Annotated in this window: 27 protein-coding genes; 15 read left to right on the forward strand and 12 right to left on the reverse strand. The window is 42.3% G+C overall.

All coding sequences use genetic code 11. The features are described 5' to 3' along the window. Window positions 1–264 precede the first annotated feature (264 nt). The 4 genes from V7O67_RS03720 to V7O67_RS03735 form a co-directional block, all read right to left on the reverse strand. A complete protein-coding gene (locus V7O67_RS03720) occupies window positions 265–549 on the reverse strand; it encodes a hypothetical protein (protein ID WP_342306152.1) in 285 nt (94 codons plus the stop codon). Window positions 550–598: 49 nt separating this feature from the next. Then, the gene (locus tag V7O67_RS03725) at window positions 599–1,438 is read right to left on the reverse strand and encodes a hypothetical protein (RefSeq protein WP_342306151.1); all 840 of its coding nucleotides are present in this window, start codon (window positions 1,436–1,438) and stop codon (window positions 599–601) included. A 407-nt stretch (window positions 1,439–1,845) separates the two neighbouring features. Next, window positions 1,846–4,308, reverse strand: a complete 2,463-nt coding sequence (locus tag V7O67_RS03730) for a tetratricopeptide repeat protein (RefSeq protein WP_342306150.1) — start codon at window positions 4,306–4,308, stop codon at window positions 1,846–1,848. A gap of 115 nt (window positions 4,309–4,423) precedes the next feature. Continuing rightward, a complete protein-coding gene (locus tag V7O67_RS03735) occupies window positions 4,424–5,020 on the reverse strand; it encodes a YigZ family protein (protein ID WP_342306149.1) in 597 nt (198 codons plus the stop codon). A gap of 131 nt (window positions 5,021–5,151) precedes the next feature. On the opposite strand from V7O67_RS03735, the gene V7O67_RS03740 reads away from it, so the two are divergent. The 9 genes from V7O67_RS03740 (at window position 5,152) to comE (ending at window position 14,354) form a co-directional block, all read left to right on the forward strand. Next, window positions 5,152–8,313: a tetratricopeptide repeat protein gene (locus tag V7O67_RS03740; RefSeq protein WP_342306148.1), complete on the forward strand. Its 3,162-nt coding sequence runs from the start codon at window positions 5,152–5,154 to the stop codon at window positions 8,311–8,313. 55 nt (window positions 8,314–8,368) lie between these two features. Next, window positions 8,369–9,025, forward strand: coding sequence for an HAD family phosphatase (locus V7O67_RS03745; RefSeq protein ID WP_342306147.1), 657 nt, complete (start codon window positions 8,369–8,371; stop codon window positions 9,023–9,025). A 32-nt stretch (window positions 9,026–9,057) separates the two neighbouring features. Continuing rightward, a complete protein-coding gene (locus tag V7O67_RS03750) occupies window positions 9,058–9,780 on the forward strand; it encodes a tetratricopeptide repeat protein (RefSeq protein WP_406670911.1) in 723 nt (240 codons plus the stop codon). Between the two features lie 134 nt (window positions 9,781–9,914). Continuing rightward, entirely contained in the window at window positions 9,915–11,165 is a 1,251-nt protein-coding gene (locus tag V7O67_RS03755; protein ID WP_406670912.1) for a cysteate synthase, read from the forward strand. 2 nt (window positions 11,166–11,167) lie between these two features. Then, window positions 11,168–11,932 carry an ATP-binding cassette domain-containing protein gene (locus V7O67_RS03760; protein WP_406670913.1) on the forward strand — a complete coding sequence of 255 codons (765 nt, stop codon included), beginning with the start codon at window positions 11,168–11,170 and terminating at the stop codon, window positions 11,930–11,932. Beyond that, window positions 11,929–12,627, forward strand: a complete 699-nt coding sequence (locus tag V7O67_RS03765) for a GTP-binding protein (protein ID WP_406670915.1) — start codon at window positions 11,929–11,931, stop codon at window positions 12,625–12,627. Before V7O67_RS03760 ends, V7O67_RS03765 begins: the two co-directional genes overlap by 4 nt. Window positions 12,628–12,629: 2 nt before the next feature. Continuing rightward, complete coding sequence (locus V7O67_RS03770; RefSeq protein WP_406670917.1) at window positions 12,630–13,262, forward strand: (Fe-S)-binding protein; 633 nt, start codon at window positions 12,630–12,632, stop codon at window positions 13,260–13,262. 4 nt (window positions 13,263–13,266) lie between these two features. After that, window positions 13,267–13,791, forward strand: a complete 525-nt coding sequence (gene comD, locus V7O67_RS03775) for a sulfopyruvate decarboxylase subunit alpha (RefSeq protein WP_406670919.1) — start codon at window positions 13,267–13,269, stop codon at window positions 13,789–13,791. After that, window positions 13,791–14,354 (forward strand): sulfopyruvate decarboxylase subunit beta, encoded by a 564-nt coding sequence (gene comE / locus V7O67_RS03780; protein ID WP_406670921.1) that lies wholly within the window; start codon window positions 13,791–13,793, stop codon window positions 14,352–14,354. Before comD ends, comE begins: the two co-directional genes overlap by 1 nt. Here comE and V7O67_RS03785 read toward each other — a convergent pair. The 6 genes from V7O67_RS03785 to mdh form a co-directional block, all read right to left on the reverse strand. Next, window positions 14,323–15,606 (reverse strand): methanogenesis marker 16 metalloprotein, encoded by a 1,284-nt coding sequence (locus tag V7O67_RS03785; protein ID WP_342306139.1) that lies wholly within the window; start codon window positions 15,604–15,606, stop codon window positions 14,323–14,325. The genes comE and V7O67_RS03785 overlap by 32 nt on opposite strands. A gap of 65 nt (window positions 15,607–15,671) precedes the next feature. Further along, entirely contained in the window at window positions 15,672–16,805 is a 1,134-nt protein-coding gene (locus V7O67_RS03790; protein ID WP_406670923.1) for a hypothetical protein, read from the reverse strand. A gap of 81 nt (window positions 16,806–16,886) precedes the next feature. Then, entirely contained in the window at window positions 16,887–17,837 is a 951-nt protein-coding gene (locus V7O67_RS03795) for a tyrosine--tRNA ligase (RefSeq protein ID WP_406670925.1), read from the reverse strand. A 64-nt stretch (window positions 17,838–17,901) separates the two neighbouring features. Then, the gene (locus V7O67_RS03800; protein ID WP_406670927.1) at window positions 17,902–18,642 is read right to left on the reverse strand and encodes a tRNA(His) guanylyltransferase Thg1 family protein; all 741 of its coding nucleotides are present in this window, start codon (window positions 18,640–18,642) and stop codon (window positions 17,902–17,904) included. A 7-nt stretch (window positions 18,643–18,649) separates the two neighbouring features. Then, a complete protein-coding gene (locus tag V7O67_RS03805) occupies window positions 18,650–18,919 on the reverse strand; it encodes a PRC-barrel domain-containing protein (protein ID WP_406656411.1) in 270 nt (89 codons plus the stop codon). A gap of 90 nt (window positions 18,920–19,009) precedes the next feature. Then, window positions 19,010–19,933, reverse strand: coding sequence for a malate dehydrogenase (gene mdh, locus V7O67_RS03810; protein ID WP_406670928.1), 924 nt, complete (start codon window positions 19,931–19,933; stop codon window positions 19,010–19,012). Between the two features lie 158 nt (window positions 19,934–20,091). Between mdh and V7O67_RS03815 the strand changes: the two genes are divergently transcribed. The 4 genes from V7O67_RS03815 (at window position 20,092) to V7O67_RS03830 (ending at window position 24,292) form a co-directional block, all read left to right on the forward strand. After that, window positions 20,092–20,847: a ribonuclease H-like domain-containing protein gene (locus V7O67_RS03815; RefSeq protein ID WP_406670930.1), complete on the forward strand. Its 756-nt coding sequence runs from the start codon at window positions 20,092–20,094 to the stop codon at window positions 20,845–20,847. A 1-nt stretch (window position 20,848) separates the two neighbouring features. Further along, window positions 20,849–22,648 carry an excinuclease ABC subunit UvrC gene (gene uvrC, locus V7O67_RS03820; RefSeq protein ID WP_406670932.1) on the forward strand — a complete coding sequence of 600 codons (1,800 nt, stop codon included), beginning with the start codon at window positions 20,849–20,851 and terminating at the stop codon, window positions 22,646–22,648. 93 nt (window positions 22,649–22,741) lie between these two features. Then, entirely contained in the window at window positions 22,742–23,473 is a 732-nt protein-coding gene (locus V7O67_RS03825; RefSeq protein ID WP_342306131.1) for a glucose-6-phosphate isomerase family protein, read from the forward strand. A gap of 66 nt (window positions 23,474–23,539) precedes the next feature. Further along, the gene (locus V7O67_RS03830; RefSeq protein ID WP_406670934.1) at window positions 23,540–24,292 is read left to right on the forward strand and encodes a DUF128 domain-containing protein; all 753 of its coding nucleotides are present in this window, start codon (window positions 23,540–23,542) and stop codon (window positions 24,290–24,292) included. A 16-nt stretch (window positions 24,293–24,308) separates the two neighbouring features. On the opposite strand, the gene V7O67_RS03835 is transcribed toward V7O67_RS03830, so the two are convergent. Both V7O67_RS03835 and V7O67_RS03840 read right to left on the reverse strand, forming a co-directional pair. Then, window positions 24,309–25,691, reverse strand: coding sequence for a DHHA1 domain-containing protein (locus tag V7O67_RS03835; protein ID WP_406670936.1), 1,383 nt, complete (start codon window positions 25,689–25,691; stop codon window positions 24,309–24,311). A 13-nt stretch (window positions 25,692–25,704) separates the two neighbouring features. Continuing rightward, complete coding sequence (locus V7O67_RS03840; RefSeq protein WP_342306128.1) at window positions 25,705–26,202, reverse strand: hypothetical protein; 498 nt, start codon at window positions 26,200–26,202, stop codon at window positions 25,705–25,707. A 111-nt stretch (window positions 26,203–26,313) separates the two neighbouring features. Between V7O67_RS03840 and V7O67_RS03845 the strand changes: the two genes are divergently transcribed. Together V7O67_RS03845 and V7O67_RS03850 are read left to right on the forward strand one after the other, a co-directional pair. Then, the gene (locus V7O67_RS03845) at window positions 26,314–26,496 is read left to right on the forward strand and encodes a hypothetical protein (RefSeq protein WP_342306127.1); all 183 of its coding nucleotides are present in this window, start codon (window positions 26,314–26,316) and stop codon (window positions 26,494–26,496) included. A 14-nt stretch (window positions 26,497–26,510) separates the two neighbouring features. Beyond that, complete coding sequence (locus V7O67_RS03850; RefSeq protein WP_406670938.1) at window positions 26,511–26,930, forward strand: secondary thiamine-phosphate synthase enzyme YjbQ; 420 nt, start codon at window positions 26,511–26,513, stop codon at window positions 26,928–26,930. Window position 26,931: the final 1 nt, after the last annotated feature.

The following is a 26,931-nucleotide window of genomic DNA, read 5'->3' on the forward strand; positions in this document are numbered from 1 at the left end:
TCCATTTTCGGCATTTTGTAACTTCAATACTTGATACGCTCCCGATGAAGATATCAGTCTCATTGGTAAAGACATCAAGAAGACTATGTGTGATAATGTTACTTACATGTCTTCGTTTTTTAGGGTCAACTACGTATCTAAGGTGCATTTCTATTCTGTCACCCTCGATCTGCATAAAGGCCTTTGTGTCAACATCGTAAGTTGTTAACAGGTATTTCTCTTCCATATTGGAAAGTTCTTTTTTGGAATATTCAACGTAATCTTTTATGAGCTCACTCGTGGATCCAATGCTATCTTTTTTGCTTTTTCCCAGTTACTTCCAAGAGCCAGGATAATGGTCACCTCATCCCATATGAACGAGAAGTCATGTGTGTAGTTCTTCACTGTAGTGTTCAGGATGTATGCAAGCAGAATTATTAATGACGCCTGTATAAGTTTTGCAAGCAAAGCCTCATAGTTTTCAGCATAGTCTGTGAGGTAATTGGTGTAAGAAAATATTAGAATAAGGGCAGTAAAGAATAAAATACCAATATTGTTCCTCCCACTCACAGAATAATCTTGAACATGATACTATAATAATTTCATCCGTTAGTTGGGACTAGTGTTTGAATGTATGTGGCAAAGTGTTGAGTACTATGCGATAAATTCCAATTCCTGCAAATATACAAAACATGAATGTAACTAGTTGAGCATTGATTTCACCTGGCATGATGGCCATTGCAAAAAAGAGAACGATTGTCATTATCCTTGCCAATTTAAATCTTGCAGCTTCAAGAGTTTTTCCAGTTCTGTCTCCGACACTTTCTAATTTAGTCGGTCCCATGATTACAGGCAGGAACAGTGCAGTTCCAAATACAAAAATCAACATATTTTCCAATGGATATGTAAATACCACTGCATTTTTTTCAATTAGAATAACAATTGAAGTTACCAGTAATATAATTCCTGCCGCAAGATGATGTTTTGCCGGATCTTTCAGTCTGCTGTCTAGTATAAGTCCCGCAGCTGTCAGAATACCGTAAATGAAGGATGTGTGGTATGCCAGTATTATCCCAACCACAGCGACTAACAAAGAATCCATTATTCCCGCAGGCATGCCAGTTGAATGATTAATTGTTCTTAGGAGTATGACGAGCCAAACAAATGAAAGTAAGGGTGGTATTTCTGAAAATATGATAACTGCAAGTGCCAGAAATACAGTTACAAAAGCACTCCAATTGTTGTCCGGGTCAAGTTCCCTTGAGATCGCCCATAGAAGAAATATTAGTAAACCTGTCCTTATTCCTGTTATCAGGCTTACATGGTTCGTATCTCCGTGAATTGCACTGGCAAGTACAATAGCAGCAAAAGTGAGCAGTGCAATAATGGCTATCAATTTGTTTGTTAAATAATTGAGGTTCAGAGGGCGACCTATATTAGTTATTTTGTTGATGTCCATCTTTGTAAAGGGTGATACGATATGATTTCTAGTTTTCTGATGTTATCTTTTTTCATAACGAACAGACATCATCATTATGATAATCATTATATGCCATAGTATAGATATATTTATATATTATGATTTGATAGTTGGTATTGTTGTCACATACTAAGATGGAATGTGACTGAATGTCCCAAATGGTACGATATGGACATTATTAAAACCCGCCAAAAACGGAATTGGATTACACAGGAATGTGAACGTTAAGGTACTTCCCCCTCAGTATCTCCCACAAAATGTTTGCGTACGTTCACATTTCCTCCGTCAATTCATTTGGCGTGGAGTATGAGTTAAAGGCGAGGAGTATTAGTTGTGAAGGGTTTGCATTCCGTTTTTCATGGAATGCGGGTTATTGTCATTTCACTTCACTCAATACCTTCATCTATCTTTCTGGCAGTTTCATACATCCACAATGCATCTTCTTTTCTTCCCATTAGTTCCAGGGTATATCCAAGATTTTGCAGTGTAATGGTCACATTAGAGCGGTATGCCGGGTTATCAGGTTCTATCTCCATAATTTCTGCATAGGTCTTCAGGGCAGTTTCGTAACTTTTCTTTGCATCAGTATGCATTTCCATGCTAAGGAAAAAGGAACCAATTCCATCTAAAACTCCTGCATAATCAAGCTGATGTGCTGTGTTTGAAGGATTCGCATCCATCAATGACCTGTAAGTTTGAAGAGACATCTCATATCTGGCTTTTGCCTCATCAACGTTATTCTGACTTGTTGCAAGCTCTGCTATTCTTGCATGTAGGGCTGCAACCCTTTCAATTGGGAAAATGTTCTCCGGTTCCAGTTCAGCCAATACTTTGTATGCATCAAGGGCATAGTTGCACATGTACCCGGATTCTTCAGTTTCTCCTTTTTCAGAAAGGACATGTGCGATGTTCTCAATAACAGATGCACGGTTGGCATGGATCGAAACATCGTTTCCATTCATTTCCAGCAGCTTGTTATATTTTGTAAGCAGGAATTCAAGCATTTCAAGTTCCTCAGACCCTTGCTTTGTGTCAGCTGACACTTTAAACTTTTCAAGCAGTTTGAGTATTTTAGGCAGGTATATGTTTGTGGTTTCCATTTCCTGAAGTTGTTCATATACCTGAAGTGCTTCTCTGTTTTGTCCCATTGCAACCATAATGTCAGCTATCTTTCCCTGTAGTTCCTTGATCATGGTTGCATTTTTTCCATGCTCATCGGATACAAGTCCAAGTAATTCAGTTCTGATATCCAGTATGTTGTCATACTCTTTTTTCAGGACTTCTACATTACCTGTGTTGTCCGCTTTCCTTTCCTTTTCAAGTAGTATCTCATCTACTCTGTCCGCATATCCTCTGTCGGAGCTTCCCGTCTTTATAAGCTGAATATAACTGCTCAAAGCATCATCGATCTGTCCAAGACTTAACTGTGTTTGTGCTATGTTTTCCAGAACTTCATTCATTTTGGAATCATCCCCTGTTGCATGTGTGACAGTTTCGAACGTCATGAGAGCTTTTTTGAAATTATCAAGAGCTTCTGTGTAAGCACCCTTTTCGGTAAATATCTTAGCAATTTCATAACAAATTTCTGCATTGATCAGTCCAAACTCCAGACTTTCCTGACTCACTGTCAAAATCTTTGTTTCCAGCTTTTCGTAAAAACCCAATTTAGTATCAATGTCATCTGTCAGTTCTATAAGTGCAAGCATGTCTTCTATAATAGACACTCCTGCCTGCAGGCTTGAATTATCCTCGAATTCAATTTTAAGGACCTGTAATGCAATGTCAACAGATTCTTCAATTCTTTGCATTGCTTCCTCAACTCTGCCTGTTTCTTTTAGCAGGTTCCCAATAATGTCAAGAGAAAAAGCTACATTTAACTGGTAAGATGTATTTGATGGCATGGATGCCAGTAATTTTCTGGACATTTCCAGGATCGATCCGTATTTTTCCAGCAATTTATCCGATTGCTCTTCATTTTCCAGAAGCCTGTTCATATCCCTAAGAAGCTTGGTAAGCATCTTCCTGTTAGCAGGATCATCTGGATCTTCGTCAAACTGCTTTGAAACGATTTCCAGCGTTTCCTGAAGTTTCATAAATGCAGCATCATGTTCTCCTTCGTTTTCGAGTATGCGTGCAAAATTCTGTAAAGCCGTGAGCATTTTTGAAGACTCAACATTATTTTCACGTGTTTCTTCAAGGTACATTTCCAGCAATTGCTCATATCTTTCTCCGTCCATTCCGCTTGTACTTTCCACAGGAATGTTCAGCAGGTTCCCAAGTATTGTGGTTCTCTTGAGCTGATATTCAACATCTTCTTTTTCGTTCTCAGATGTCTTCTCATAGAGCGTGAAAGCTTCTTCAAATCTCTCTAAAGCTTCATCATTTTCTCTCATTTCCGCAAGGAGTGCACCCATATTGTTGAGTGTTGAAACTGCATTTGATATGTGTGATGTGTTTGAAGGCTCTTTCTCAATTAGTTCTCTGTAGATTTGTGCAGATGTCTCGTATTTATCCCTTGCTTCTTCTTTTTTTTCCATATTTTCAAGGGCATTTCCCATATTGCTGAACATACTTGCTCTTTGTTCAGGAGCCATATATTCCGGATTTTTTTCAAGGATATCAGAAGCTGCAATGTATCTTTCAACTGCTGCTTCTTTTTTATCATGTGAAAACAACAGGTCTGCGTATGTCTGCAATACTGCTACCAGTATCTGAGGTGATTCTGCTTCCTTTGCCTGCTTTTCAGCCTGTTCAAGGGTTTCAAGCGCATCTTCATGCAGTCCTTTCTCAATGAGGCTTACTCCTTTGTTGAAGTGCCTGAATGCCATATCTCTTGCTCTTTTGGACATATTGCTCTCGGTTCTTTGATAATGATAGTTAACAAGATAGCTCATTCTATTTATTTTCTGCCGGGAAAATAATAGTGAATGATTACATTGATTCTGCTTTTTAGGTGGAAGTATCTTATTTAATAGTAACCCTGTTCTTAGTTACATCGATAACCTTTTCTATAAATTCATCTTTGAACTCTGAATAAACCTCCAATGTAAACTGCACAACATCAGAGTAATCAGTTTTCTTAATTGTTCCATATTCAGGCATCAGCTTGGTGATAGTGTCAATGTCCGAATAATATGAATCTATGTGTATGCTTGTCGTTTCATGGACCTCTATAATTCCGGCACTCTCTATGGCTTCGATTGCGGTTTCCCTGTATGCTCTGGCAAGTCCTCCAAAACCCAGTTTAACGCCGCCAAAATATCTGCTCACGACCACAGCTACATTGCTTAGCTCCTTCATCTCCAGAACTTTGAATACTGGTTTTCCCGAACTTCCGGCAGGTTCCCCGTCATCATCATACTTCATCGCAAGCACGTTGTCTGAATTTATGAGGTATGCAGAAACGTTGTGATTCGCATCACTATGTTTATTTTTGATTAGATTGATGAAGTCCTTCGCTTCACATTCATCCTTTACAGGAACTGCGTAAGCAATAAAGGTCGAGTTCTTGAAATCCTGCTGCGAATGGCCGTTTTCTTTCAATGTCCTATGACTTGGCAATTAAATTCTCCATAATAGCTATATAGTAGGTTTTATAAGTATCCGTTTTGAATTAGATAAATGTAAATACTTAAAAATGCTATATTATACTCATAAGTGTTAGCACTTTATTATTCCTCTCAGGTAATGTCATGCTCTTTAAAAACCCTGCTCTTTATGTAATGATCCTTCTGGCAGTATTTTATTTATGTCCTTTAGCTGACAGCTTGGGACCGGAAGCCAGTGGCTTGAACGCTATTGGAATTTCCCTGACTAAGAACGGTACATATGATGAAGCTCTTATCTATTATGACAAAGCACTTGAAGCAGACCCTGATAACATTCAGGCACTAGACAATAAGGGTTCGACACTTTTTCTGATGGGGGATTACACCGAAGCATCAAAGGCGTATGACCGGATACTTTCCAGTTACCCTGATTCCCCAGTTGCTCTTTTCAAAAAAGCTCTTTCACTGTCAGGACAGGAAGACTATGAAGGGGCTCTTATCTATTATAACAGATCCCTTCAATTGCTATCAAATGAAAGTGTTTCTGATTACGAAACTATTTTTGATGTCGGTCTTTTTTCCTTTGAGGAAGTTCCCCTGAAATCAGAAATAAATTATGTAGATTATGACCTCAGAATTCCAAGTATATGGTACCAAAAAGCACTGGCACTTGAGGCTCTTGGAAGGCACAATGAATCCCTCTACTATTATGATCAAATCCTGGATTTTGCAAATTCACATTCAATCGAGCTTGCAAGGCGTGCAGGCAGTTTATATGAGCTTGGCAAATACAATGAATCCATAAGTGTTTATAATGAAGCGCTTGGGATCGAGCCTGACAATACTGCTTACTGGTATGGAAAAGGTCTTGCCTATGATGGCCTGGGTGATTTTCAGAATGCTATAACATCTTATGATCGGGCTTTAGAATTCGAACCTGACAATATCAATGCACATTATAATAAGGCTCTGGACCTTGAGAATATGGGGCAACTTGAAATTGCAGTGAAGCAATATGATGCACTTCTCACGGTGGATCCATATGCAGTTGATGCATGGTACAAAATGGGAAAAGCCTATGAGCAGCTTGGAAATTTTGAATCTGCCCTGAAAGCCTATGACCAGTTTCTCATTTATGAACCTGAAAATGCTGAGGTATGGACTCACAAAGGTGCTGTCCTTGATATCATGGGAAAGTATTCAGAGGCCATAGAAGCTTATGATAAGGCATTGAAACTTGGACCCGACAGTACAACAGTAGAGTCTTTTGGTTCGGGAGCTGCTCTATTCGGTGTTCCTGTGGGAGTTTTAGATTGTTACGGAAGTACTCCTGAATTCAAGTCCGATTCTGCTTTGCTGTGGTTTAACAAAGGTCTTGCTTTCTATAAGATGGCTGACTATGAAAGCGCCATCGTGGCACTTAATAATGCAGGCTATATTGAGCCTGATTTCCCAATTATCTGGTATAAAAAAGCCAATGCGTATGATAGTCTTGAGCTATACGATGAAGCCATTGATGCATACGAAAAAGGTTTGAAGATCGACAATTCATGTGCAAGGGTTCACTATGACCTTGCCCTTGACTACGATCGACTTGGTGAATACAACGCGGCCCAAAAAGCATATTCCAGAGCTGTAAAACTGGAGCCAAACTTCACAGCAGCTCTTTACAATAGGGGCCTTGATCTTGATAATCTCGGTAAATATGATGATTCTGTTGAAGTTTACGACAAAGTACTTGAGTTACATCCTGACTCTGTTGATGCATGGCTCAGAAAAGGCAATGCTCTGCATGAACTCCGCAGATACGAAAAAGCTGTGGTATCTTATGAACAGGTGCTTCAATTGGATCCGACTCATTCAGTGGCCAGATTCCAGTTGAGTGTGAATCAGGATCTACTTGGGGACATTAACAGCTCATTTTCACACTATCCGAAGACTTCCACGTTCTTTGGGGTAATGGATGAAGATATTTTCAGTTCGGACGTATTGATCTGGTATACTTCTGATTCGTTTTCAAATGGCAATACCAACAGTCTGGATAACGCAGAAATACTTGGAGATGTCATCAGTTACGACAAAGTGTGGGTTTCAAGGGGTTCTACCTTTGAAAATATGCTGATGACGGACAAAGCAATTGATTCTTATACAAAAGCCATACTTCTTAACCCGGAGTCTGCAGAGGCATGGGCAAGTATGGCGGCATCCTATGACCAGATTGGCAATTACGCTGATGCGTTTGTCTGTTATGAAAATGCAGTATTACTTGAACCCGGTAATTTACAGGCCTGGTACAAGAAGGGTCTTTCACACTATAATAACGGAGATAATCAACTGGCAGTTGAATCCTTTGAGAAGGTACTGGAGAAAGAGCCTGCAAATTATGATGCTCTTTACTTTAAGGCTTCATCCTACGATGATCTCGGTATGTATAACGAGTCTCTCCAGTCTTATGAAACCATACTGCAAAAGGATACCCAGAACACGGATGTATGGTACAGGGCAGGTTATGCTGCATACCAGCTTGGAACTTATGACAGGTCGATAGATGCTTTCAACAATGTTCTGAAATATGATCCGACAAATGCCACTGTGCTTAAATTCCAAAGCAGCTCCGCAGTAGAACTTGGAAGGTACGAAATTGCATTGGGTTTCTATGAAAGGATGCTTTCTGTTACTCCTGCAGATTCTATTGCAATGTTTGGGCAGGCATCAGTCTATGAAAAGCTTGGAAAATATGAGGGAGCAATTGAAACTTACGACAGGATCCTTGAATTGGAACCTGGTAATCCCCGGGCTCTGAACAGCAAAGGTTTTACTTACTATCTTATGGGCAACCTGGCAAGTGCCTCGTCAACATTTGAAATGGCAGCAAGTTCTGATCCGAACAGTGCATCTGCCTGGTATCATCTGGGTATGCTGTCGTACCTGAGGAGCAGTCACACAGGTTCAATCTATTATTATGAGAAGGCACTGGAAATTGATCCGTCATGCACTACTGGTTGGTATAACAAAGGTTTCATTCATAATATCCTCGGGGATGCCGATGCTGCAGTGGAATGCTATGATAAGGTGCTGGCCATCGATCCAAATTCCACATCTGCTCTTTACAATAAACAGTTTGCACTGTATCGTATCGGTAAATCCGTTACTGCCGATGCAGCAAAAGAGGAGCTGGATGCAATTGATCCGGGTTTTGTAGCTTCCCTTGATGACAGAGGTACTAAATTCTTCCTGCCATCTGCTTATAGTGATACACTGGATTATGAACTGCCTCATAGGTGGTACAACAGTGCAACTGCATGAAGTGTGACTCTGTTTATCACATAAGATTTATCGTGTATGGGGGCAATTACGTCCCATGCTACGTTCCCTTATTTTTGACATGGACGGTGTACTTGTCGATTCCATGATGTACCATGCACAGGCGTGGATACAGGTTTCAAGTGAGGTTGGTGTCAATGTCACGCCTGCAGATATATATGAGATCGAAGGTGCCAATCACAGGCTTGGTCTGCAGTGGCTCTTCCAAAAAGCTGGCAGGGATTTTGAGCCGGAGATGTATGAAAATGTTCTTCAAAGGAAAATTGAGATTTTTAATAGCATTGCCGATGTGAAAGCATTTGATGGTATGGCAGATTGTCTCAGTGCCCTAAAGAATAATTTCAGGCTGGCGGTTGTCACAGGTTCTGAGCGGGCTACAGTTGAATCTTTCATGGACCAGTTCTTTCCGGGCGTCTTTGATGTTGTGGTCTCTGGTGAGGATGTACACTATGGAAAGCCGTATCCTGAACCTTACCTTAAAGCTGTTGAGATGCTTGGTATTGCAAAGGACGAGTGCATTGTAATAGAGAATGCACCCATGGGCGTTGAATCTGCAAAAAAGGCAGGTCTTTACTGTGTAGGTGTGCCAACGTATGTATCTCCTGAGAAGTTATCTGAGGCAGACCTAATATTGGAGGACCACACAATACTGCAGAACTATCTCTATAATATTCTTGAAGGCCAGGATTCGTAAGGTTTTAAAACCAATCTCTCAATATACTTAGCATGGAAGAAAATGCTGAAGCTGATATGAAAGAAATGCTGGCAAACAACATGGGCAGTCTGAAGGAACTTTTCCGTGAGACTCCCAGTATGGAACACCTTCTCCAGATAGTCGCTACTTATCATGGGATGGAGCAAACCGAACGTGGTATTGGTTTTGCAGAAGCTTTCATCATGCAGATAGAGGGTGAAAAGGATCGGCTGGTGCAGACTTCTATGGTTCTGGAGATGGTGGACGAAAATGAAGAAGCACTTTCTTATCTTGATGAAGCTGAGATCAAATTCCCTGATGATGCTCAGGTGAAAAATCACCGTGGCATGCTTTTGAACAAGTTGACGGAATTTGAGAAGGCTCTTACTATATATGAAGGTCTGCTGGAAATCAGTCCCACATCCCTTGAATCACTTTCAGGTAAGCTCATAGCATTGACAGGTCTTGAAAGGCATGGGGATGTACTGAAATTGTATAAAACATCTATTGCTATAACACCCTCAAATCCACAGGACTGGCATTTCAAGGGTGTAATTGATGGAATCCTCAAGGATTATTTTGAAGCTGAAAAAGGCGATTCTATTACTGAAGGCCAGGCTGACAAATTGTCTCAGAGTTTTAACTCTATTGACCATATAATAGACGGGCTTGGACCTGAGGTTCGTAATTTTTACATGATGGGGAATTTTGCAGGCAAAGAAATATATCATGAAATACTGGAAAACAAAGACTGAGTTTTCCAATATTTTTGTTAAGAAATCTCTTTTTATTTCCTTTTTGTATGTTAATAGCATATATTTTATCCCAATTAGGATTGTTATTCTCTTAAAAGGGTAACTTTTATAATGGTTTTTGCCACATTTGCTATATGGACAAGTACAGTGTGAAATGCCTTCAATGTGGCGAAGTTCATGATTCTTATTCACTAAACTGTAAAAAGGATGATGAGTCTCTCCTTCGTGCTTATTATGCATCAAAACAGTTGATTCCAACAGATATGCCAGGTATATGGAAATACTACAACTGGTTGCCTGTCACTGGTATTATAGAAGATGGTTCTGGAAGAACGATCACTTACAAAAGTGAGAACCTTGCTTTGGCCATCGGTCTTGAAGACCTTTGGATAGCCTTCAATGGTTACTGGCCTGAGAAAGATGCCGGGATGATGACCTGTACGTTCAAGGACCTGGAGTCATTTCCTACCATGCAGCGCCTGAAGGAGCTGAATGAAGAAAGGATCATGGTTGTAGCTTCGGCGGGCAACACAGCGAGGGCTTTTTCCCATGTGTGCACAATCACCGGACAGCCATTACTTCTGGTTGTTCCTAAGGAAAGTGCTCACAGGTTATGGACTACTCATAATGATAATCCATCAGTTTGCCTTGTTACTGTAGAGGGTGATTATTTCGATGCAATTTCTCTTGCAGGCAAGATTGCTTCCCGAGAAGGTTTTGTGAATGAAGGCGGTGCAAAGAACGTCGCCAGACGTGATGGTATGGCAACTGTTATGCTCGATGCAGTCCTTACGATGAATTCACTTCCGGATCACTATTTCCAGGCTGTGGGAAGCGGTACTGGTGGAATATCAGCCTGGGAAGCATCCATGAGACTTGTGGATGATGGCAGGTTTGGAAACACTCTGCCAAAACTTCATCTGGGTCAAAGTCTCCCATGCGCTCCGCTTTATTCTCTCTGGCATGATACTGATGCAGTTGATGCTGCGTGTCCTGATGGGATGTATGATGATGTACTTTTCAACAGGAAGCCCCCATATGTCATTAAAGGGGGCGTAAAGGATGCTCTTGATGCTACCGGCGGTGAGATGTACGGGGTAAGCAACGATGAGGCATCAAATTCACAGTCATTATTTGAAAAAACAGAAGGAATAGACATAAATCCCGCCGCAGCAGTTGCAGTTGCATCACTTGTGCAGGCAATTGAAAAGGGTAATGTATGTACTGAGGACAAAATAGTCCTGAATATTACCGGTGGCGGACAGAAGAGATTAATGCAGGATCATGAATTAAAACAACTGCATGTTTCCCTTGCGGTATCGGCAAAAGATGAAGAAGCAGAGAATAAAGTAATAAAAACGGTAGCAGAAAAATTTGGTGTATAATTATGACTGAAATAATCACTCTTACTATACTAGGCGGTGTTGACAAGGACGGTGTTGACGAGCCCATAAGATCAGTTGATATATCCCGTGGTGAGATAGTGGGCATCGTAGGTCCAACCGGTTCGGGCAAGAGTACCCTGATAGATGATATAGAACAGCTCGCACAGGGTGATACTCCCACGGCCAGAACTATCTTGATAAACGGGAATCGTCCTGATGCACTTACCCGTGTGGATCCTCGCAGAAAACTTGTGGCACAATTATCACAGAAAATGCATTTCCTGGCTGATATGACGGTGAGGGATTTCCTGCAGATGCATGCACGCAGCAGGGGGAAAGGACCTGAGCTGGTTGACAGGGTCATAGAGCTTGCAAATACCCTGACTGGTGAACCCATATCTGCAGACCATTATCTGACAGTTCTAAGTGGTGGGCAGTCAAGATCCCTTATGACTGCGGACATTGCAGTAATTAGCGATTCTCCTGTAGTGCTCATAGACGAGATCGAAAATGCGGGCATTAAGAAACAGGAAGCTCTACAGCTGCTTTCAGGTGAGGGAAAGATCGTTGTAGTAGTTACTCATGATCCAGTGCTGGCACTAATGGCATCCCGCAGGATCGTCATTCGTAATGGAGGAATGGTCGATATCATTACCACAAGCATGGGTGAACAGGACGTCTGTGGCAGGATCGCCGAGGTGGACAACTGGCTCATGTCCCTGAGGGAGACCATTCGCAAGGGGGAGGTTGTGGAGGAACTTGCATGAAACTAGTAGTGCTTGCGGGTACTCCTGGTTCCGGTAAAACATCAGTGTTACTCCATACCATTAAAGCCCTTATGAAAAGTGGAAAAAATCCCGCTGTTGTTAAGGTAGACTGTCTTTGGACCGACGACGACCAGCGTTTCAGCAAACTGGAAATTCCTGTTCATGTAGGGCTTGCAAAGGACATGTGTCCCGACCATTTTACTATCTATAATACCGAGACAATGCTTGGCTGGGCTGAAGAAGAGGGAGCTGATATCGTTCTCAATGAGACTGCAGGTCTGTGCCTGCGCTGTGCTCCATACCCCGATGAATGCCTGGCAATATGTGTTATAGATGTTACAACAGGACCGAACACTCCTTTGAAGGTAGGTCCGCTGCTTACTACTGCAGATATAGTTGTTACAACAAAGGGAGATCTTGTCTCACAGGCGGAACGCGAGGTTTTCAGGGAGAGGATACTCGATGTGAATCCGGATTGCATCATAGTTGAGGCAAACGGGCTTACCGGAAAAGGAGCTTTCGAACTTGCCGAACTGGTTGCAGAAGGACCCGATGTTCATGATAACATGATTCTGCGCTATAACCCTCCCCTTGCAATCTGCTCTCTCTGTACAGGAGAGACAAGGGTTGCACGTAAGCATCATATGGGTGTGCTGAGAAATCTTGACGGCTTTATGGAATACAAAGGGGAATAATTATGGATGAGATCGAAAAACTACTTCCGGGTTACAATTGTGGTAGTTGTGGCCATCGCCAGTGCAGGGATTTTGTAGCAGAGATCAAAAATGCTGAAGACCTGCAAAAGTGTCCTTTCCTTTCACGTGATAATTTCCAGGACAATGTGAAAAAGATACTCCGTCTTCTGGGTGAAGATATTCCTGAAGATGAGAAGGTAGTGGGCATAATAGATGGTCTTGAAGCGGATTTTATGCTTGCTCCTCTTAAAGATGAATGTTCATGCAGGGAGTTCATTCATCCCTTTGATGGTTCAATTGAGATAAATGTCGGTGATTACCTGCGCTACAGGCCACTGGCCTGTCCAGTAACGCATTTTGCAAAGGTAATAGACATCGATCCTGGCATATATACCATTCATCTGGTAGGTCCTCTCCACAGGCTTGGACAGGAGGATTTTGAATTCAAGGATGTAGGCCTCTGTATGATACTTGCCTTCGAAGGCAAGATTTCAAAGGGTAAACTGCCAAAAGTGGGCCAGACTGTGAAATTCGTACCTGAATACTGTATGATGCAGAAAGTCCATTCGGGTATGGTCGTAGGTGTTGAGGGCAGGAGCGTTCGCATCGAGGCAATAGACCTTAAGGTATGGTGATAACATGATATCCACTTTGTCAGGTGACATGACTCCTTCTGAATCCATATTCAAAGGCATAAAGGATGCAGGAATTGATTTTATTGTAAGTGTTCCCTGTGTCAATTTAAAGGAGCTGATACCAATGGTTGATGCTGATCCCGATATAATCCATGTACCTGTGACCCGTGAGGAAGAAGGCGTGGGTGTGTGTGCAGGAGCTTTTATGGGAGGCAAAAGGCCTGCAATGCTGATGCAGAATTCCGGTCTTGGTAATTCTATCAATGCGCTTGCATCGCTGAATCAGTTGTATGGTATCCCATTGCTTATGATTATTAGTCACCGGGGGGTAGAAGGTGAGCCTATTGTAGCTCAGGTTCCTATGGGTCAGCTGACTTCGAAGTTGCTGGACACAATGGAGATTCCATATTTTCTTCCGCAGAAAGGTGTCGACCCGGCAGATATCATTGTAAAGGCCTGGAACGCAGCTTCTGAGCAGAAAAAACCCGTTGCTGTACTTTTACCCATACCATTCTGGAGAAAGCAATAATGAAGCGCATAGATGCCATCAATGAGATTGCTGCAAAGGCACAGGAAACAGATGCATTGCTTATAGGTAACATTGGTATCCCATGCAAGGAACTACATCAGGCATGTGATATGGTGAACAATTTCTATATGCTGGGCTCCATGGGGCTTGCATCTTCAATAGGTCTGGGACTTGCATTATCTCTTCCGGAAAGGAAAATAATTGCCATTGACGGGGACGGTTCTGTACTCATGAATATGGGTAGTCTTGCAACTATAGCATGGCAGGCTCCTGAGAATTACCTTCTGGTTATCGTGGATAACGGTGCTTATGGTTCCACTGGCAACCAGCCTACCGCCACATTAAAGAACACAGACCTTGCAGAGGTTGCAAAGGGTGCAGGAAATAAAAAGGTATATGTGGTTGATACTCCAGAGAGTTTGAAAGAAACCTTAAAATCCATGGATAACGGGATAATTGTAGTAAAAGCAGAACCGGGAAATACTGATGCTCCGGTGATTGGGATGGCTCCCGAAGCTATACTGAAAAGGTTTATGGATAAATCTTCTCAACCATCTCGTTGAGCTTGAAGTTCCCATTTATTACTCTATCTTTCAATTTCTCCGCAAGTTCCTCTGATCTTTTACGGTCAGATTGTCTTAGGACGATTGGGATATTTAGCTGCTCAGTTTCTTTTTCAAAGTGAAGGGTTCCTAAGTTTGCGGTGAACACTCCTCCCGGACAGAGAGTTGAGCAGAGTCCGCAATTGAAGCACAGATGCCTTTCAAGTATCATTCTGTCGTCTTTACGGTATATTGCCTCCATTGGACAATCTCTTACAGGTTTGCATACTTCGCAATTGAGGCATGCATCAGAATTGAAGCTGACTGTAGGGTCTGTATTCTTCCAGGCATCGGCGTATGTGCTACTGCCTATCATCACTCTTTTATCAACGTCATTTACGACCATTGGAATGTCATGGTCTGTTTTGAGTACAGCATCAAGCACAGACTGGCTTGTAACCGGTATTGCTATGGCCCATGATGCGATACACTCCGGTCCGGCAGATGTCTTAAACCCTCCCATGAGTGCCGGATCCATATCATGCATGTCTGCAACTCCTGCAAGATTTGGTTTTTCAGGGCTGCTGCGTGTTCCTTCTCCAATAACGAAACCTTCAGCTCCGTTCATAAGCATGCGCGTTCCTATGCCAATAGTTTCCATCTTAGGGTCGTTCTGGATTGGGTTGATCTCACCGCATCCGGAAAGCGTTGCACCGTTCATGTCAGGACTGAATTGCGTGGCATGGAAGATCGTATTGACAGGGTTTGTTGAGCAATTTACAAAAGCTGCATAATTCTTGAAGGAATGGCGGGTAGAATATAGCTTTGCATAAGGCATATCTTTTAGTTTGATCTCACTTTTAAAGGATACATTCTCGTCTGTGATTACGGATACTTCTATATCCTTTCCTTCAACCATCTCTCTGAACAGGTGGCCTGCACCGTAACTGTGCTTCTGGGTTGAGTGAGCTGTACCAAATACTATCAGGTCAAGCACTCCAAGACTTTCGTTGGGACAGGGTCCTACATGTGCCGGAACTCCATTGAGAAGCACCTTCGAGGCTCTCTTGAAACTAAGGGGGGAATTTACAGGAAATGAAAGAACTGCATATGTTCCGCTCATTATCGCCCTTGTTGCAGTTGTGACAACATCGACATCCATCATGCCAACGTTCTCTTCTTTGTCCACAAGTTCGGAGACTTCCTGTGCTGTCATGACAACAGCTTCCTTTTTCTCCAGCTTTTCTCTTATATCAGCAACAGAGCGTTCCAAAATATCCCTCGAATTTAGTTAACTGTGAATGTGAACTAAAAAAAAGATTGCAGTATTAACTGCATTCAGTCAACACCGAGTATACTTGCCAGTTCAAGGCCTTCGCTTCCAAGTTCAGCGAGCTGGTCAAAAGCCTCTTCTTTGGTGATGTATTTTTCAGTACGGGTACCATCGGTTGCTTCTATCTTGATGGTTATCTCGTTCTTTACATAACCTTTATCAAGTGACTCTCTGACAATATCTCCATATTGTTCCGCAATGAGCTTGAGGCAGTCAAACACTTCATTATTGCGTACGGCATCCTTTCCATCAAGCATTATGTGTGTGAGTTTCTGGTGTTTTATGAACATTTCCATATACTTTCTGACATCCTCAACAAAGCCGGAAACATTGTCCACTCGCAGTGATCTGAGCAGTGTTTCATCAGAAGTTATATCGAGTTCCCCGTGATATATCTGATATGTGTCATTGTCAGAAACGACCTTGAATTTATGGTCACCTTTCTTGTTCTCAAAGCTTACATCAATATGCTTGTTACCGTCATAATTCATGGATGTGATGATATGCTCGGAGACATCTATCATTTTGACCTTGTTCTCTTTTGAGAATATGCCGGCCTTTGTCCATGTTGGCAGGGATAATTCTCCGTAAACCTCTCTGACACTGAGTGTCTCATGGGCATAGGTTAGGTCACTTGCGTATTCCACACCGGAAAAGGATGCTTTTAGTATTCCTTTTAGGGTACCTTCTTTTGTGGAGACATAATATGTCTTATTTGCTCCATAGATACCTGATTCAAAAAGAGGATTCAGGTTGTTCAGCAGATCCATTTCTATCTTGTAGATTCCACTTTCAGACTGGCGCTTGATCAGCTCCAGTTTTTGGGTAAGCTCCTTAAGTCCGTGGTTGCTGGTTTCAATACAGGCATCGATAATAGCATTACGGCATTCAAGTATTTCCTTGTCTTGGGCACCTTTTGCACGGTCGTCTACATATTGCTGTATATCCTTGCTGAAGCTTTCAATTTCCTCTATCCTTGCTTCAAGGGAGGATATCTCTCCTGTTTCTTCCTCGCTAAGCTCGATAGCAGAATTTTCCATAGGAATAACTTTTTTTGCGATTTCTATGAACTCATTCAGGTCCTGAATAAAATCTCTTTGTAATGGTAAGTCAGTTGAGTCCTGAAACGTGTACTTCATCCAAATCCCCTTCATGTTTTTAATGATATATTCTTGCGGACCTCATATATAAATTGTTATTTAGGGAGATACCGTCTTGTTCTAGAGCACACTTCTGACAACATCAAGTATCATGTTCATGTATTTTGTAGCACCGTTCTTCAGGTCCATAGGATGCAGTTCGCCGGAAGCAAATACAGCCTCTAGTTCTGTATATCCTTTGCAGCTAAGGTTTCCTCCGAACTTTTCCGGCCTTTCAAAGACCACTTCTTCATAGCGAGGGCAGATATGATACTTGAACAATTCAAGCACAGGGTTGTTCTCTGTTTCTCCGGCCGGACAAAAAGCTTTCTTCATCTTTTTCTTCAATTCTGCTTCTGAATCATCTACGGAAATGAAGTTCTCATTGGATGAAGACATCTTGTCTCCATCGAGTCCTAAGAGGATTGGTGTGTGAATGCACAGTGGTGCCTTGAATCCAAGTGAAGGCAGTCCCTCTCTTGCAAGCATATGGATCTTTCTCTGGTCTATTCCTCCGACCGCAACATCAACTCCAAGTAATGCAATATCCACAGCCTGCATAATTGGATAGACCATTTGTGAGACTTTTGGGTCTTCCATCTGGCGTCCCACTTCGTCCATACTGCGCCTTGCCCGGTTCAGGGATGTAAGTTGGGTGAGTTTGAGCACGTTAAGCATATATTCAGAGCTAAGCTGGTAGTCCGATCCGTAAACAAAGTTAGTCTTTTCGGCATCCAGCCCAAGGGCGATAAAGCAGCGTTTGTTATAGTCTGCAGTTTCACGGACCTGTTCAAGTGTTCCTTTCTGGTTGAGATATGCATGGACATCTGCTAACAATACAGTAATTTCGAATCCTGCTTTCTGGAGATCAAGGAGTTTATTAACTGTCAGGACATGTCCCATATGGATCTTGCCGCTGGGTTCGTATCCTACATAGGCTTTAGGATGTTCTTTTGTTTCCAGAAGGTTTTTAAGTTGCTCTTCTGTTACTATTTCCTGCACGTTCCTTTTTATAAGCTCAAGTCTGTCCATGAGTTCACCATTTGTAAATCGTGCTCTGTATAAACACATATCCCTTTAAATGCTTTTTCTTGCATTATTCGCTTACTTGTGGCGCAAGGATATTTTTGAGAAATGCTTCTCCCTCTTCTGAGCTGAACAACGGGATCTCACGGTCGCTGAAAATTTTTGTCCGGGTACTTGTTGTTCTCACATTGAGGTGAGGGTTGAAACCTTTAATTTCTATTTCTTTTCGGAGTATCATTATTCCACGCCTTTGCCAGGCAGGGACTTTTGATATATTGATCCCTCTTTCAAAAAGGATCTCATGCATATCTGAGGACTTTTTCCTTTTAAGGTGCATAGCAGCATCTTCCTCTTTCATTCCCTCGGAGAGCAGCGTATAATATGCGTAAGAATTAATACAGTTGCGCCATGCTTCTGCCTGTCTCCATATAAAGTAATCAGCAACAATCTGTCTGTGCACGGGTATTATCCGCGAATCAAAGGAAAGGGGTTCATCAGGCTTCAGCAGCATTGTCAATGCACTACTCATAAAGGAAGGTACAACAGAGTCTATCTTTTCTATCCTTCCGTCAAAGGCAAGTTCCCGGAAAAAAAAGCTGATCTCATCGGAAAAAACATATGCGAACACCGGGCTTAGTCCACTATTCTTAAAAAAGAGTTCTATTGCATCCGCCATTGCAGATGCGAACCTGATGTCATAGGGCTTCTCAAATTCCATGCGTGACAGCGCATTCCTGAAATTGCGGCCGTCAACGCGCACGATAACAGGTGGTACACAACGCAGATCCGAGTAGATCTCTCGCCCTTTCATAGACCGATCAATCTTCAGGTTCTTTCTTAGGCTGCTTTTTGAATTTGTTCACGATATTTCTTATCAGAACAATGTCGCCTGTGGTGATCACCCATCTGTAGGGAATTATAACGCCCTTTGAAGTAACATCGAAGATGTCCTTGTTGATAGAAGATACGGCGATTCCTTTTACTGCTCTTTCGTCAACATCCAGAACAAGGTCAGCAACCTTTCCTACATATGTGCCGGTGTCAGTGTAAATATTCAAGCCGAAAAGTGAAGTTATGTCTACTCGCATGATATCCCCTCTTACTTATATTTTACTTATATATCAATATTTGTATGTAAGTCGATGATTTAGTACTTAATTGCACAATTTTAACGCTACTTAGGGACGTATCTTTGCAATTCCTTCTTTGACTGCATTAGCAGATCTTTCCAGAGCTGCCATTTCCTGGCTGCTAAGTTCAAGTTCTATTATTTCTTCTGCTCCCTTTTTTCCAAGTTTTACAGGAACTCCCAGGCATATATCCTTCAGGCCGTATTCCCCATCAAGTTGAACAGAAGCTGGAACTATTCTTTTTGTATCTTTCAATATGGCCTCGGTCATGCATGCAATTGCAGCGGAAGGTGCGTAAAATGCGCTTCCTGTTTTCAGGTGTCCGACTATTTCGGCACCTGCATTAACAGTTCTCTTAATGATTCTGTTAATAGCATCCTCATCCATCAGGCTGGTCAGTGGTATGCCTGATACTGTAGTATGTCCCGGGAGTGGGACCATTGAATCACCATGCCCGCCCAGTACCATTGCGTTGATATCTTTGACAGAGCAATTAATCTCCTGTGCGATGAACGAAGCGAATCTGCCTGAATCCAGCAATCCGCTCATCCCGAACACTCTGTTCCTGTCAGATTGTGTGCATCTCAGGGCAGCGTAGGTGATAATATCAAGAGGATTAGTCACTGTTATGATAATAGCATCAGGTGCATACTTTTCTATATTTTCGCATACCTGCTGCGTGATCTTGATATTTGTTGCAAGCAGATCATCCCTCTCCATCCCGGGTTTGCGTGCAATTCCTGCGGTAACTACTACAACATCTGAATCACTGATGTCTGCATAATCATTGGTTCCGATCACATCGACATCGTAACCAATAAGCGGGGCAGCCTGGAGTATGTCCAGTGCTTTTCCCTGCGGCATTCCTTCAACGATGTCGAGCATCACGATATCTGCAATATTAAGTTCCGCAAGTCTCTGAACTGTGGTGGCACCTACATTGCCTGATCCGATAACTGCAACTTTGCTCATCTTTCTCTCCTGATTACAATTAATTAAAAAATTACTATATTATAAGTGTAGGGATTGAATCCAACATATATATATCAAACCTTATTTTATTTAGCACTTGCAGGTAGAACATCATAGTTATCAATATCATCTATCATAACTGAAAAAGGGAAATTATCATGCTTACAAGTACATACATTCATATGCCACGGATTGGTACAACTGTGGAAAAAAGGATATGGTCCGGTGGGGTTAGGACCTGGGATGACTTCATGGATAAAAGGGATGAGCTTCTGATATCTCCTTCTAAAAAAGAGATGATCATGACTGGCATCAAAGAATCTGCTGAAAGGCTGGAGTCAAGGGATTTTGAATTCTTTGCAAGATCGCTTCCAAAAGCAGAACATTGGCGTGCATTCAGGGAATTTTCAGGAAAGGTTGCTTATGTTGATATAGAGACCACCGGTCTTTCCCCTGGCAGCTCATACATCACGGTTGTAGGGATATATGACGGAAAAGAGGCTAAGACCTATGTAAAAGGCATAGACCTGAATGAGGTCGTAGATGTTTTTTCTAAATATGAATTCCTTGTGACCTTCAACGGAGCAAGGTTCGATCTTCCTTTCATCAAACGCGAGTTTCCTCAAATTGAATTCAACCAGTTACATGCAGATCTTATGTATCCACTGCGCCGCATCTCTCTTTCAGGCGGCCTGAAAAAAATAGAATGCGAACTTGGTATTTCAAGAGCTGAAGAAACTGTTGGTATAAGTGGCTTTGACGCTGTACGCCTCTGGCACCAGTATGAGCGCGGGGATGAGGATGCACTTGACCTGCTGCTGAAATATAATCGCGAGGATATTGTGAATCTCAAGACTATAATGGAAATGACCCTTCCCCGATTCATAGAACATAAGTTCTCCGAAAGCATTTGATATGGTTCCCGATCTAAGCAAGATCCCTGATTCTCCCGGCGTATACCTGATGAAAGATAATACGGGAGATATTATCTACGTTGGAAAAGCCATATCCCTTATTAAAAGGGTACGTTCTTATTTTCACTCATCTGCCAGCCAGATTCCCAAGACGCGTGTACTGGTAAAGCAGATCGACGATATAGAATTTATCGTTACAGACACCGAAATCGATGCTCTTGTGCTTGAGGCCAACCTCATTAAGAAGTACAAGCCTCGTTACAACGTTCGCCTGAAGGATGATAAACGCTATCCTTATGTCAAGGTCACTATCAATGAGAAGTTTCCACGGATATTCCTGACTCGTCGGCGGCTCATGGATGATGCTCTTTATTTTGGTCCCTACACTAATGCAAAGGCTATCCGAACAACACTTGACCTAATCTCCCGGATTTTCATGCTTCGCCGGTGCAGGAAGAAAATAGAGCCGGGCAAATCCCGTCCATGTCTCAATTACCATATCAAACGCTGCATGGCTCCATGTAGGGAAAGACTCGATAAGGAAGAATATCGCAAAAGGGTGATGGAGGCTGTTCGTTTTCTGAAGGGTGAAACATCGGGAATTTTAAAGGAACTGGAAGCAAAGATGAGATTACTGGCTAAGGAGCAGGATTATGAATCTGCTGCCGAGGTGCGGGATCAGATCGAATCTGTAAAATATCTCTCAGAACAGCAGATCGCAACATCCGGTACTGATGACCGTGATGTACTGGCTGCAGTATCTGACGAGAAAACGATATACATACAGGTTTTCTATGTGCGCCATGGTAGTATGGTCGGCAAGGCGGACTTCACACTTCTTGGTGCTGATGTATCGGAAAATATTGAAGAATCCATGGCTCAGTTTGTGAAACAGTATTATCAGGATTCACCCATCCCACCGGAAATACTCGTACAGCATGAAATTCCTGAAAAAGAACTTATAGTAAGGTGGCTTTGCCAGCGTTCCGGTCGGGATGTAAGGGTGCATGTGCCACAACGGGGTGAAAAGAAAAAACTCATTGAGATGGCTGAAAGGAATGCTCAGATGTCAATGAGGATGGCACAACTAAAGCCTGCACCGTCAGAATCAGCCATTGCAGCACTTGAGGAATTGCAAAAGGTCTTGTCCCTGGACTCCATGCCCCAACACATAGAAGGCTTTGATATTTCCAATATCTCTGGTACTAATGCCGTGGGGTCGATGGTAGTCTTCGAAGACGGAATGCCGGCTAACGACAAGTATCGTCAACATAACATACGTACGGTCAAGGGAATCGATGATTTCGCAATGATGGCTGAGGTAGTAAGCCGGAGATATTCACGCCTGTTGAAAGAAAACAGATCATTACCTGATCTTATACTCATCGACGGCGGACCGGGGCAGGTAGGAGCAGCCAAATCTTCTCTGGATGCCTTAGGACTTGATATTCCTTTGATTGGCCTGGCAAAGCGTTTCGAACATATTATTACCACCAAAAAAGGCCCCGATGAGGTTATAATTCTCCCACACACGTCATCTGCATTAAAAATACTGATGCATATTCGTGATGAAGCGCACAGGTTTGCAGTAAGTTCCCACCGAAGAAGGCGGTCTGCCAGTCTTACACATTCGGAACTGGATTCTATTCCTGGTGTAGGGCCTTCCAGAAAGCGTATTTTGCTTGAGAACTTCGATTCCATTGATAAGATAAGGTCTGCTTCAGTGGGGGATCTGTCTGGTCTGGATGGTATAAGTGAGCAACTCGCAAAAAAGATACTTGAGCATTTGGAAAGTAAGTAATCTAATTAATACTGTTGCGGCAAAAATAAATAGTGTGGGTCAAATATAGCTTAGTGGATTTGCTTTTTGGTAAAAATGGTAAAGTGTGATTAAATGGGTAACGAGTTGGATTTTTATGGGAACGTTCATCATCCTGATATCAGGATGCTTCATGATATGGATGAGGTCGTGCATGATCAGGCATGGCTGCGCTTACAGGATAACATTGAACTTTATTACATGTATCGTGATCTCTCAAAGAATGAGTCCGACCACGCAAAAATAGAAGAAAATGGCCTCAGGTATGACATTACTATAATTCCTCCTGCAATGTTGAGTGATGAATACGTCAAGACTGCCGGTCATTATCATCCTCCGGTTCCGGGGCAGAATGTGTCATATGCTGAACTCTATCAGGTACTGGAGGGTGAGGCTACCTATCTTCTTCAGAAAGCAGAGGGTGACGAGATCGTAGATGTGATTGTCTGTGAGGCAAAGGCAGGAGATCTTGCTCTTGTTCCGCCGGGTTATGGCCATATAACTATCAATAATTCAGATGATACACTTAAAATGGCTAACTGGGTATGCCGTGATTTTGCATCTCTTTATGAGCCTATTAAGAAACTCTTCGGTGGGGCATACTATCTTCTGACCGGTGGGTTTGAAAAGAATCCGGATTACAGGGAAGTGCCGGATATACGATTCATAAAACCAATGGATTATCCCGAAGCTGGTCTTTTCTGTGGTGAGGATATGTATGATATCGTGAATGATATAGGTAAACTCGATTTCCTTGTTCATCCGCAGGATCATATGGAAATATTCGGGAAGATAACATCTCTTTGAATAGTATCTTTTTACTATGAGAAACTATAAATGGTTGGCAACTACTAAACGGTTAGAGGTATGTCTTTGCAAAGGAATAACCAGATTCAATTCACGTCATCGAAAATAGAGGACCTGATGTTCAGGACGACCTTCAATCCTAAAACTATGGAAGGAGATGTCATCGTCAACCTTTCCCTGATTGACAAACGGGATTTTGAAGATGTCCTTAAGATATTCAGCCTTGCCATCAATAGTGGTCTCGCTGTAAGTCCCATGTTGAAAGTGTTGCATGAAGGTGACTCTGTGGGAGAGCGGGTTATAGGAAAAGATGAGGTAGGCTTTGCAACAGTATGCAGTATCACCATTGACGGCATCCTGCTGAAAGCGGGTGTGATGATTAAACCCCGGTTCGGTGGCCTTGTAGAAATTCGTGATGGTGTTCCTCTGCGTTTTACAAATGTGCTCACTTATCAAAGTACCACAATAGATCCTCTGGAAGTACTGATGTCCCAGGAGCTAACATCTGTTATGGAAATGCTCAGGACCGGTACCGGAAAGATTCTTGCGAATCTCAGGGAAGCACCCATGGTTGCAAGGGATATCATAGACAGCACGCTCTCGGATATGGTTGATGCAGGTATTACGGGGATTTTGGAAGTAGGTGAGCCCAACACAAGGATACTGGATGTTCCGGTTGAGAGGGACCACCTTGGTATTGTCGTAATCGGCGGCACGAATCCCATGGCAATAGTCCAGGAGCATGGAATTCCTATCAGAACCAATGCAATGTCTACGTTGATGGATATTAATGAACTGAAACACATCAACGATCTTTGAAATCAATTTTTAAGCATCATGCCTTACTGACTATCTGGGATGCTATTATTGAGTTTAGTTTCTCTATGAATTCTTCTTTTTTACCAAAGGGAACAGTAGCTCCTGCTGCGATATCATGACCTCCGCCTGCTCCTCCTATTTCCTGGCATATCTGGCTTATGGCTTCCGAAAGATTGAGTCCCTTGTTGACAAGTTCCTGTGTGCCTCTTGCCGATACCTTATGCCCGTCATCCTTGTCTGCAAATGCTATGATTGGGATGCGGCGGTTATTGGAAGCATGGCTCATTCCTGCAACAATACCGACAATGGTTTCCGGTATACTGCTGCCTGCATCAAAGAATTGAAGGTGCGATAGCTGGGTCACCCCATTATCTCTTACAAAGTTCAATCCTTCTACCAGGTTCTTGCGGTGGGTTTGCAATAGGTCCTGTGCTTCTCTGTAGGCTTCGTCCCGGTTGCCCATACATACCTGCATTCCAACTTCCGCTTTCATGTATCTTCCTGTGGCATTAAGGAGTGTAGAATATTCTGATGCGTCTCTCATTTCAGTACCTTCCTGCTCGGAAAGGAGTATGTAGCCCTCTGATACCAGCCTGCCGATATTGTAGGATGACATGCCGTGTTGCATGGAGTATTGCATAAGGGATGATGTAACTTTCATTTTTTCTTCTTCCAAAAGGTCTATCCATCTTCTCCATTTCTCATCATTTGAGAACTGAAGGCCTACCCTGGCAAGAAAGTCAATGCATGCATCCTCATTACCGGTGAGCCCGGGAATAAATGGATCGGATGAATACTGTATCATTTTGTACACTGGTCGTGTCTGTTTTCCAAAAAGTGAGATATCCTTTTTAGGAATTATTACTTCAGGATTTGCTTCAAGTATCATCCTGTTAAGGCTCACAAGTTTTCCATGCTTGCGATTTTGCATGTCGCCAACACATCCCACTATCGCAAGGTCCGCAAGGTCACGGTTATCACCAAGTTGGGATGCAAGTATAAATGTTGTTCCTGAACCACTTATCTCGTAAGAACCGTTTGCTCCGTAAAGGTGAGGGTTCAGGTGAAATTTAGTCTCTCCCTGTGGTCGGTGATGGTCTGAAACAATAGCATGTACTCCGTAATTATTGATATGCTCCAGTTGCCCGCTTCCAAGGTCTGTGAATATCGTAAGTTCTGGGTTCATATCCGCAAGTTTTTCTACGATTGTTTCATCAAGCTGTTTGACAAACATCATCTCAGAGCCGATACCTGCTCTTTCCAGGGCTTTTGAAATAATGGCTGCTGATGTTATTCCATCTGCATCGATGTGGGATACCAGCTGTATCTCCTCGTATTTTTTGATCTCTTCAGCGCATTCCCGGGCATGCTCTGCCATCATGGTCATAGTTTCAGACATGTTTATTATCCTCTTATTCTATCACTCTGGATTTTTTCCATCCTTTCGGATCGATCAGGTATTTGTTACTCGCTCTTTCTATTCTCGGGTAACTCTGTATCTCTTCCACGGTTACCTTTGGAATGCCTTCTTCGTTATATTTCTTGCAAAGCTCTGTCCATGGTATCATATATGCTTCTCTTGCACGTCCAACGCCCATTTTCAATTCAACTGCAAGAAATCCGGTTCTCCCTGATCGTAATAAAAAGTCGGATATTCTTTCTATCTGGTGGGCACCATTCTTATCAGTTGTGAAATGTTGTGTGAAATAAAGTGCCTTTGCACCTTTATCCACAGAAATGCTCTTGCATTCTATTCCCATATAATAATCCGGGTCAAGTGAATCAACAAGTACATCCAGGAACTGTGAGGTGAACCTGTGCTGTTTAAGCCGATATGAGATTCCCTTCATTTTTTTCTCTTCGAAGAATGCGTTGAATGACTGGACAAGTACTCTTTCAAATTCTGTCATTGTATTATCACGTTTTTGAAATTATATTCTTTTCAAGCTTATATTAAATATTGCCTTGGTTATATTATGCAACTCGTTAGATTGATGTACCTGTTAACTCAATTAGCAGTGATGAATAAGAAAAATCTGGAAATTATATCTTCAATAGGTTCTGTAGTATTGTTGCTGATACTTTTTGCCGCAGCACATCAGATGAGGAATCTATTTCCTCAGGAATACGGGTTTGTTTTCTCACTTGTGATATTCATAGTTGCTATGTCAGTGGTCGGTTTAAAGTTGAATGAAATGAATTGAGGTTATTTAGTCCAATGTCAGTGTTCAGTGCTGAGTTCAATCTGGATACATCCGGAAACGCGGATGTTCTGGATATTACTCCTTATGTTTCTGAGCTGGCCGCATCATCTGGTTTTAGTAATGGGATTGTGCTTGTATATGTACCAGGCTCAACTGCTGCAATAACGACTATTGAATTCGAACCTGGTCTGGTCCGTGATTTTAAAGAAGCACTTGAAAGACTGGCTCCGGAAGGTATTACTTATTTTCACAATGAGCGCTGGCATGATGGGAATGGTCACTCTCACATCAGGGCGTCAATTCTTGGCCAAAGTGAATCCTTTCCTCTGGTTAAAGGAAATATTCAGCTTGGAACATGGCAGCAGATTATTTTCATAGACCTGGATAACCGTCCACGTTCAAGAAAAGTACTTGTCCAGGTATACGGTGAATAAA

Origin of the sequence: Methanolobus sp. ZRKC4 (assembly GCF_045291305.1) — an archaeon.
Classification (GTDB): Archaea; Halobacteriota; Methanosarcinia; order Methanosarcinales; family Methanosarcinaceae; genus Methanolobus.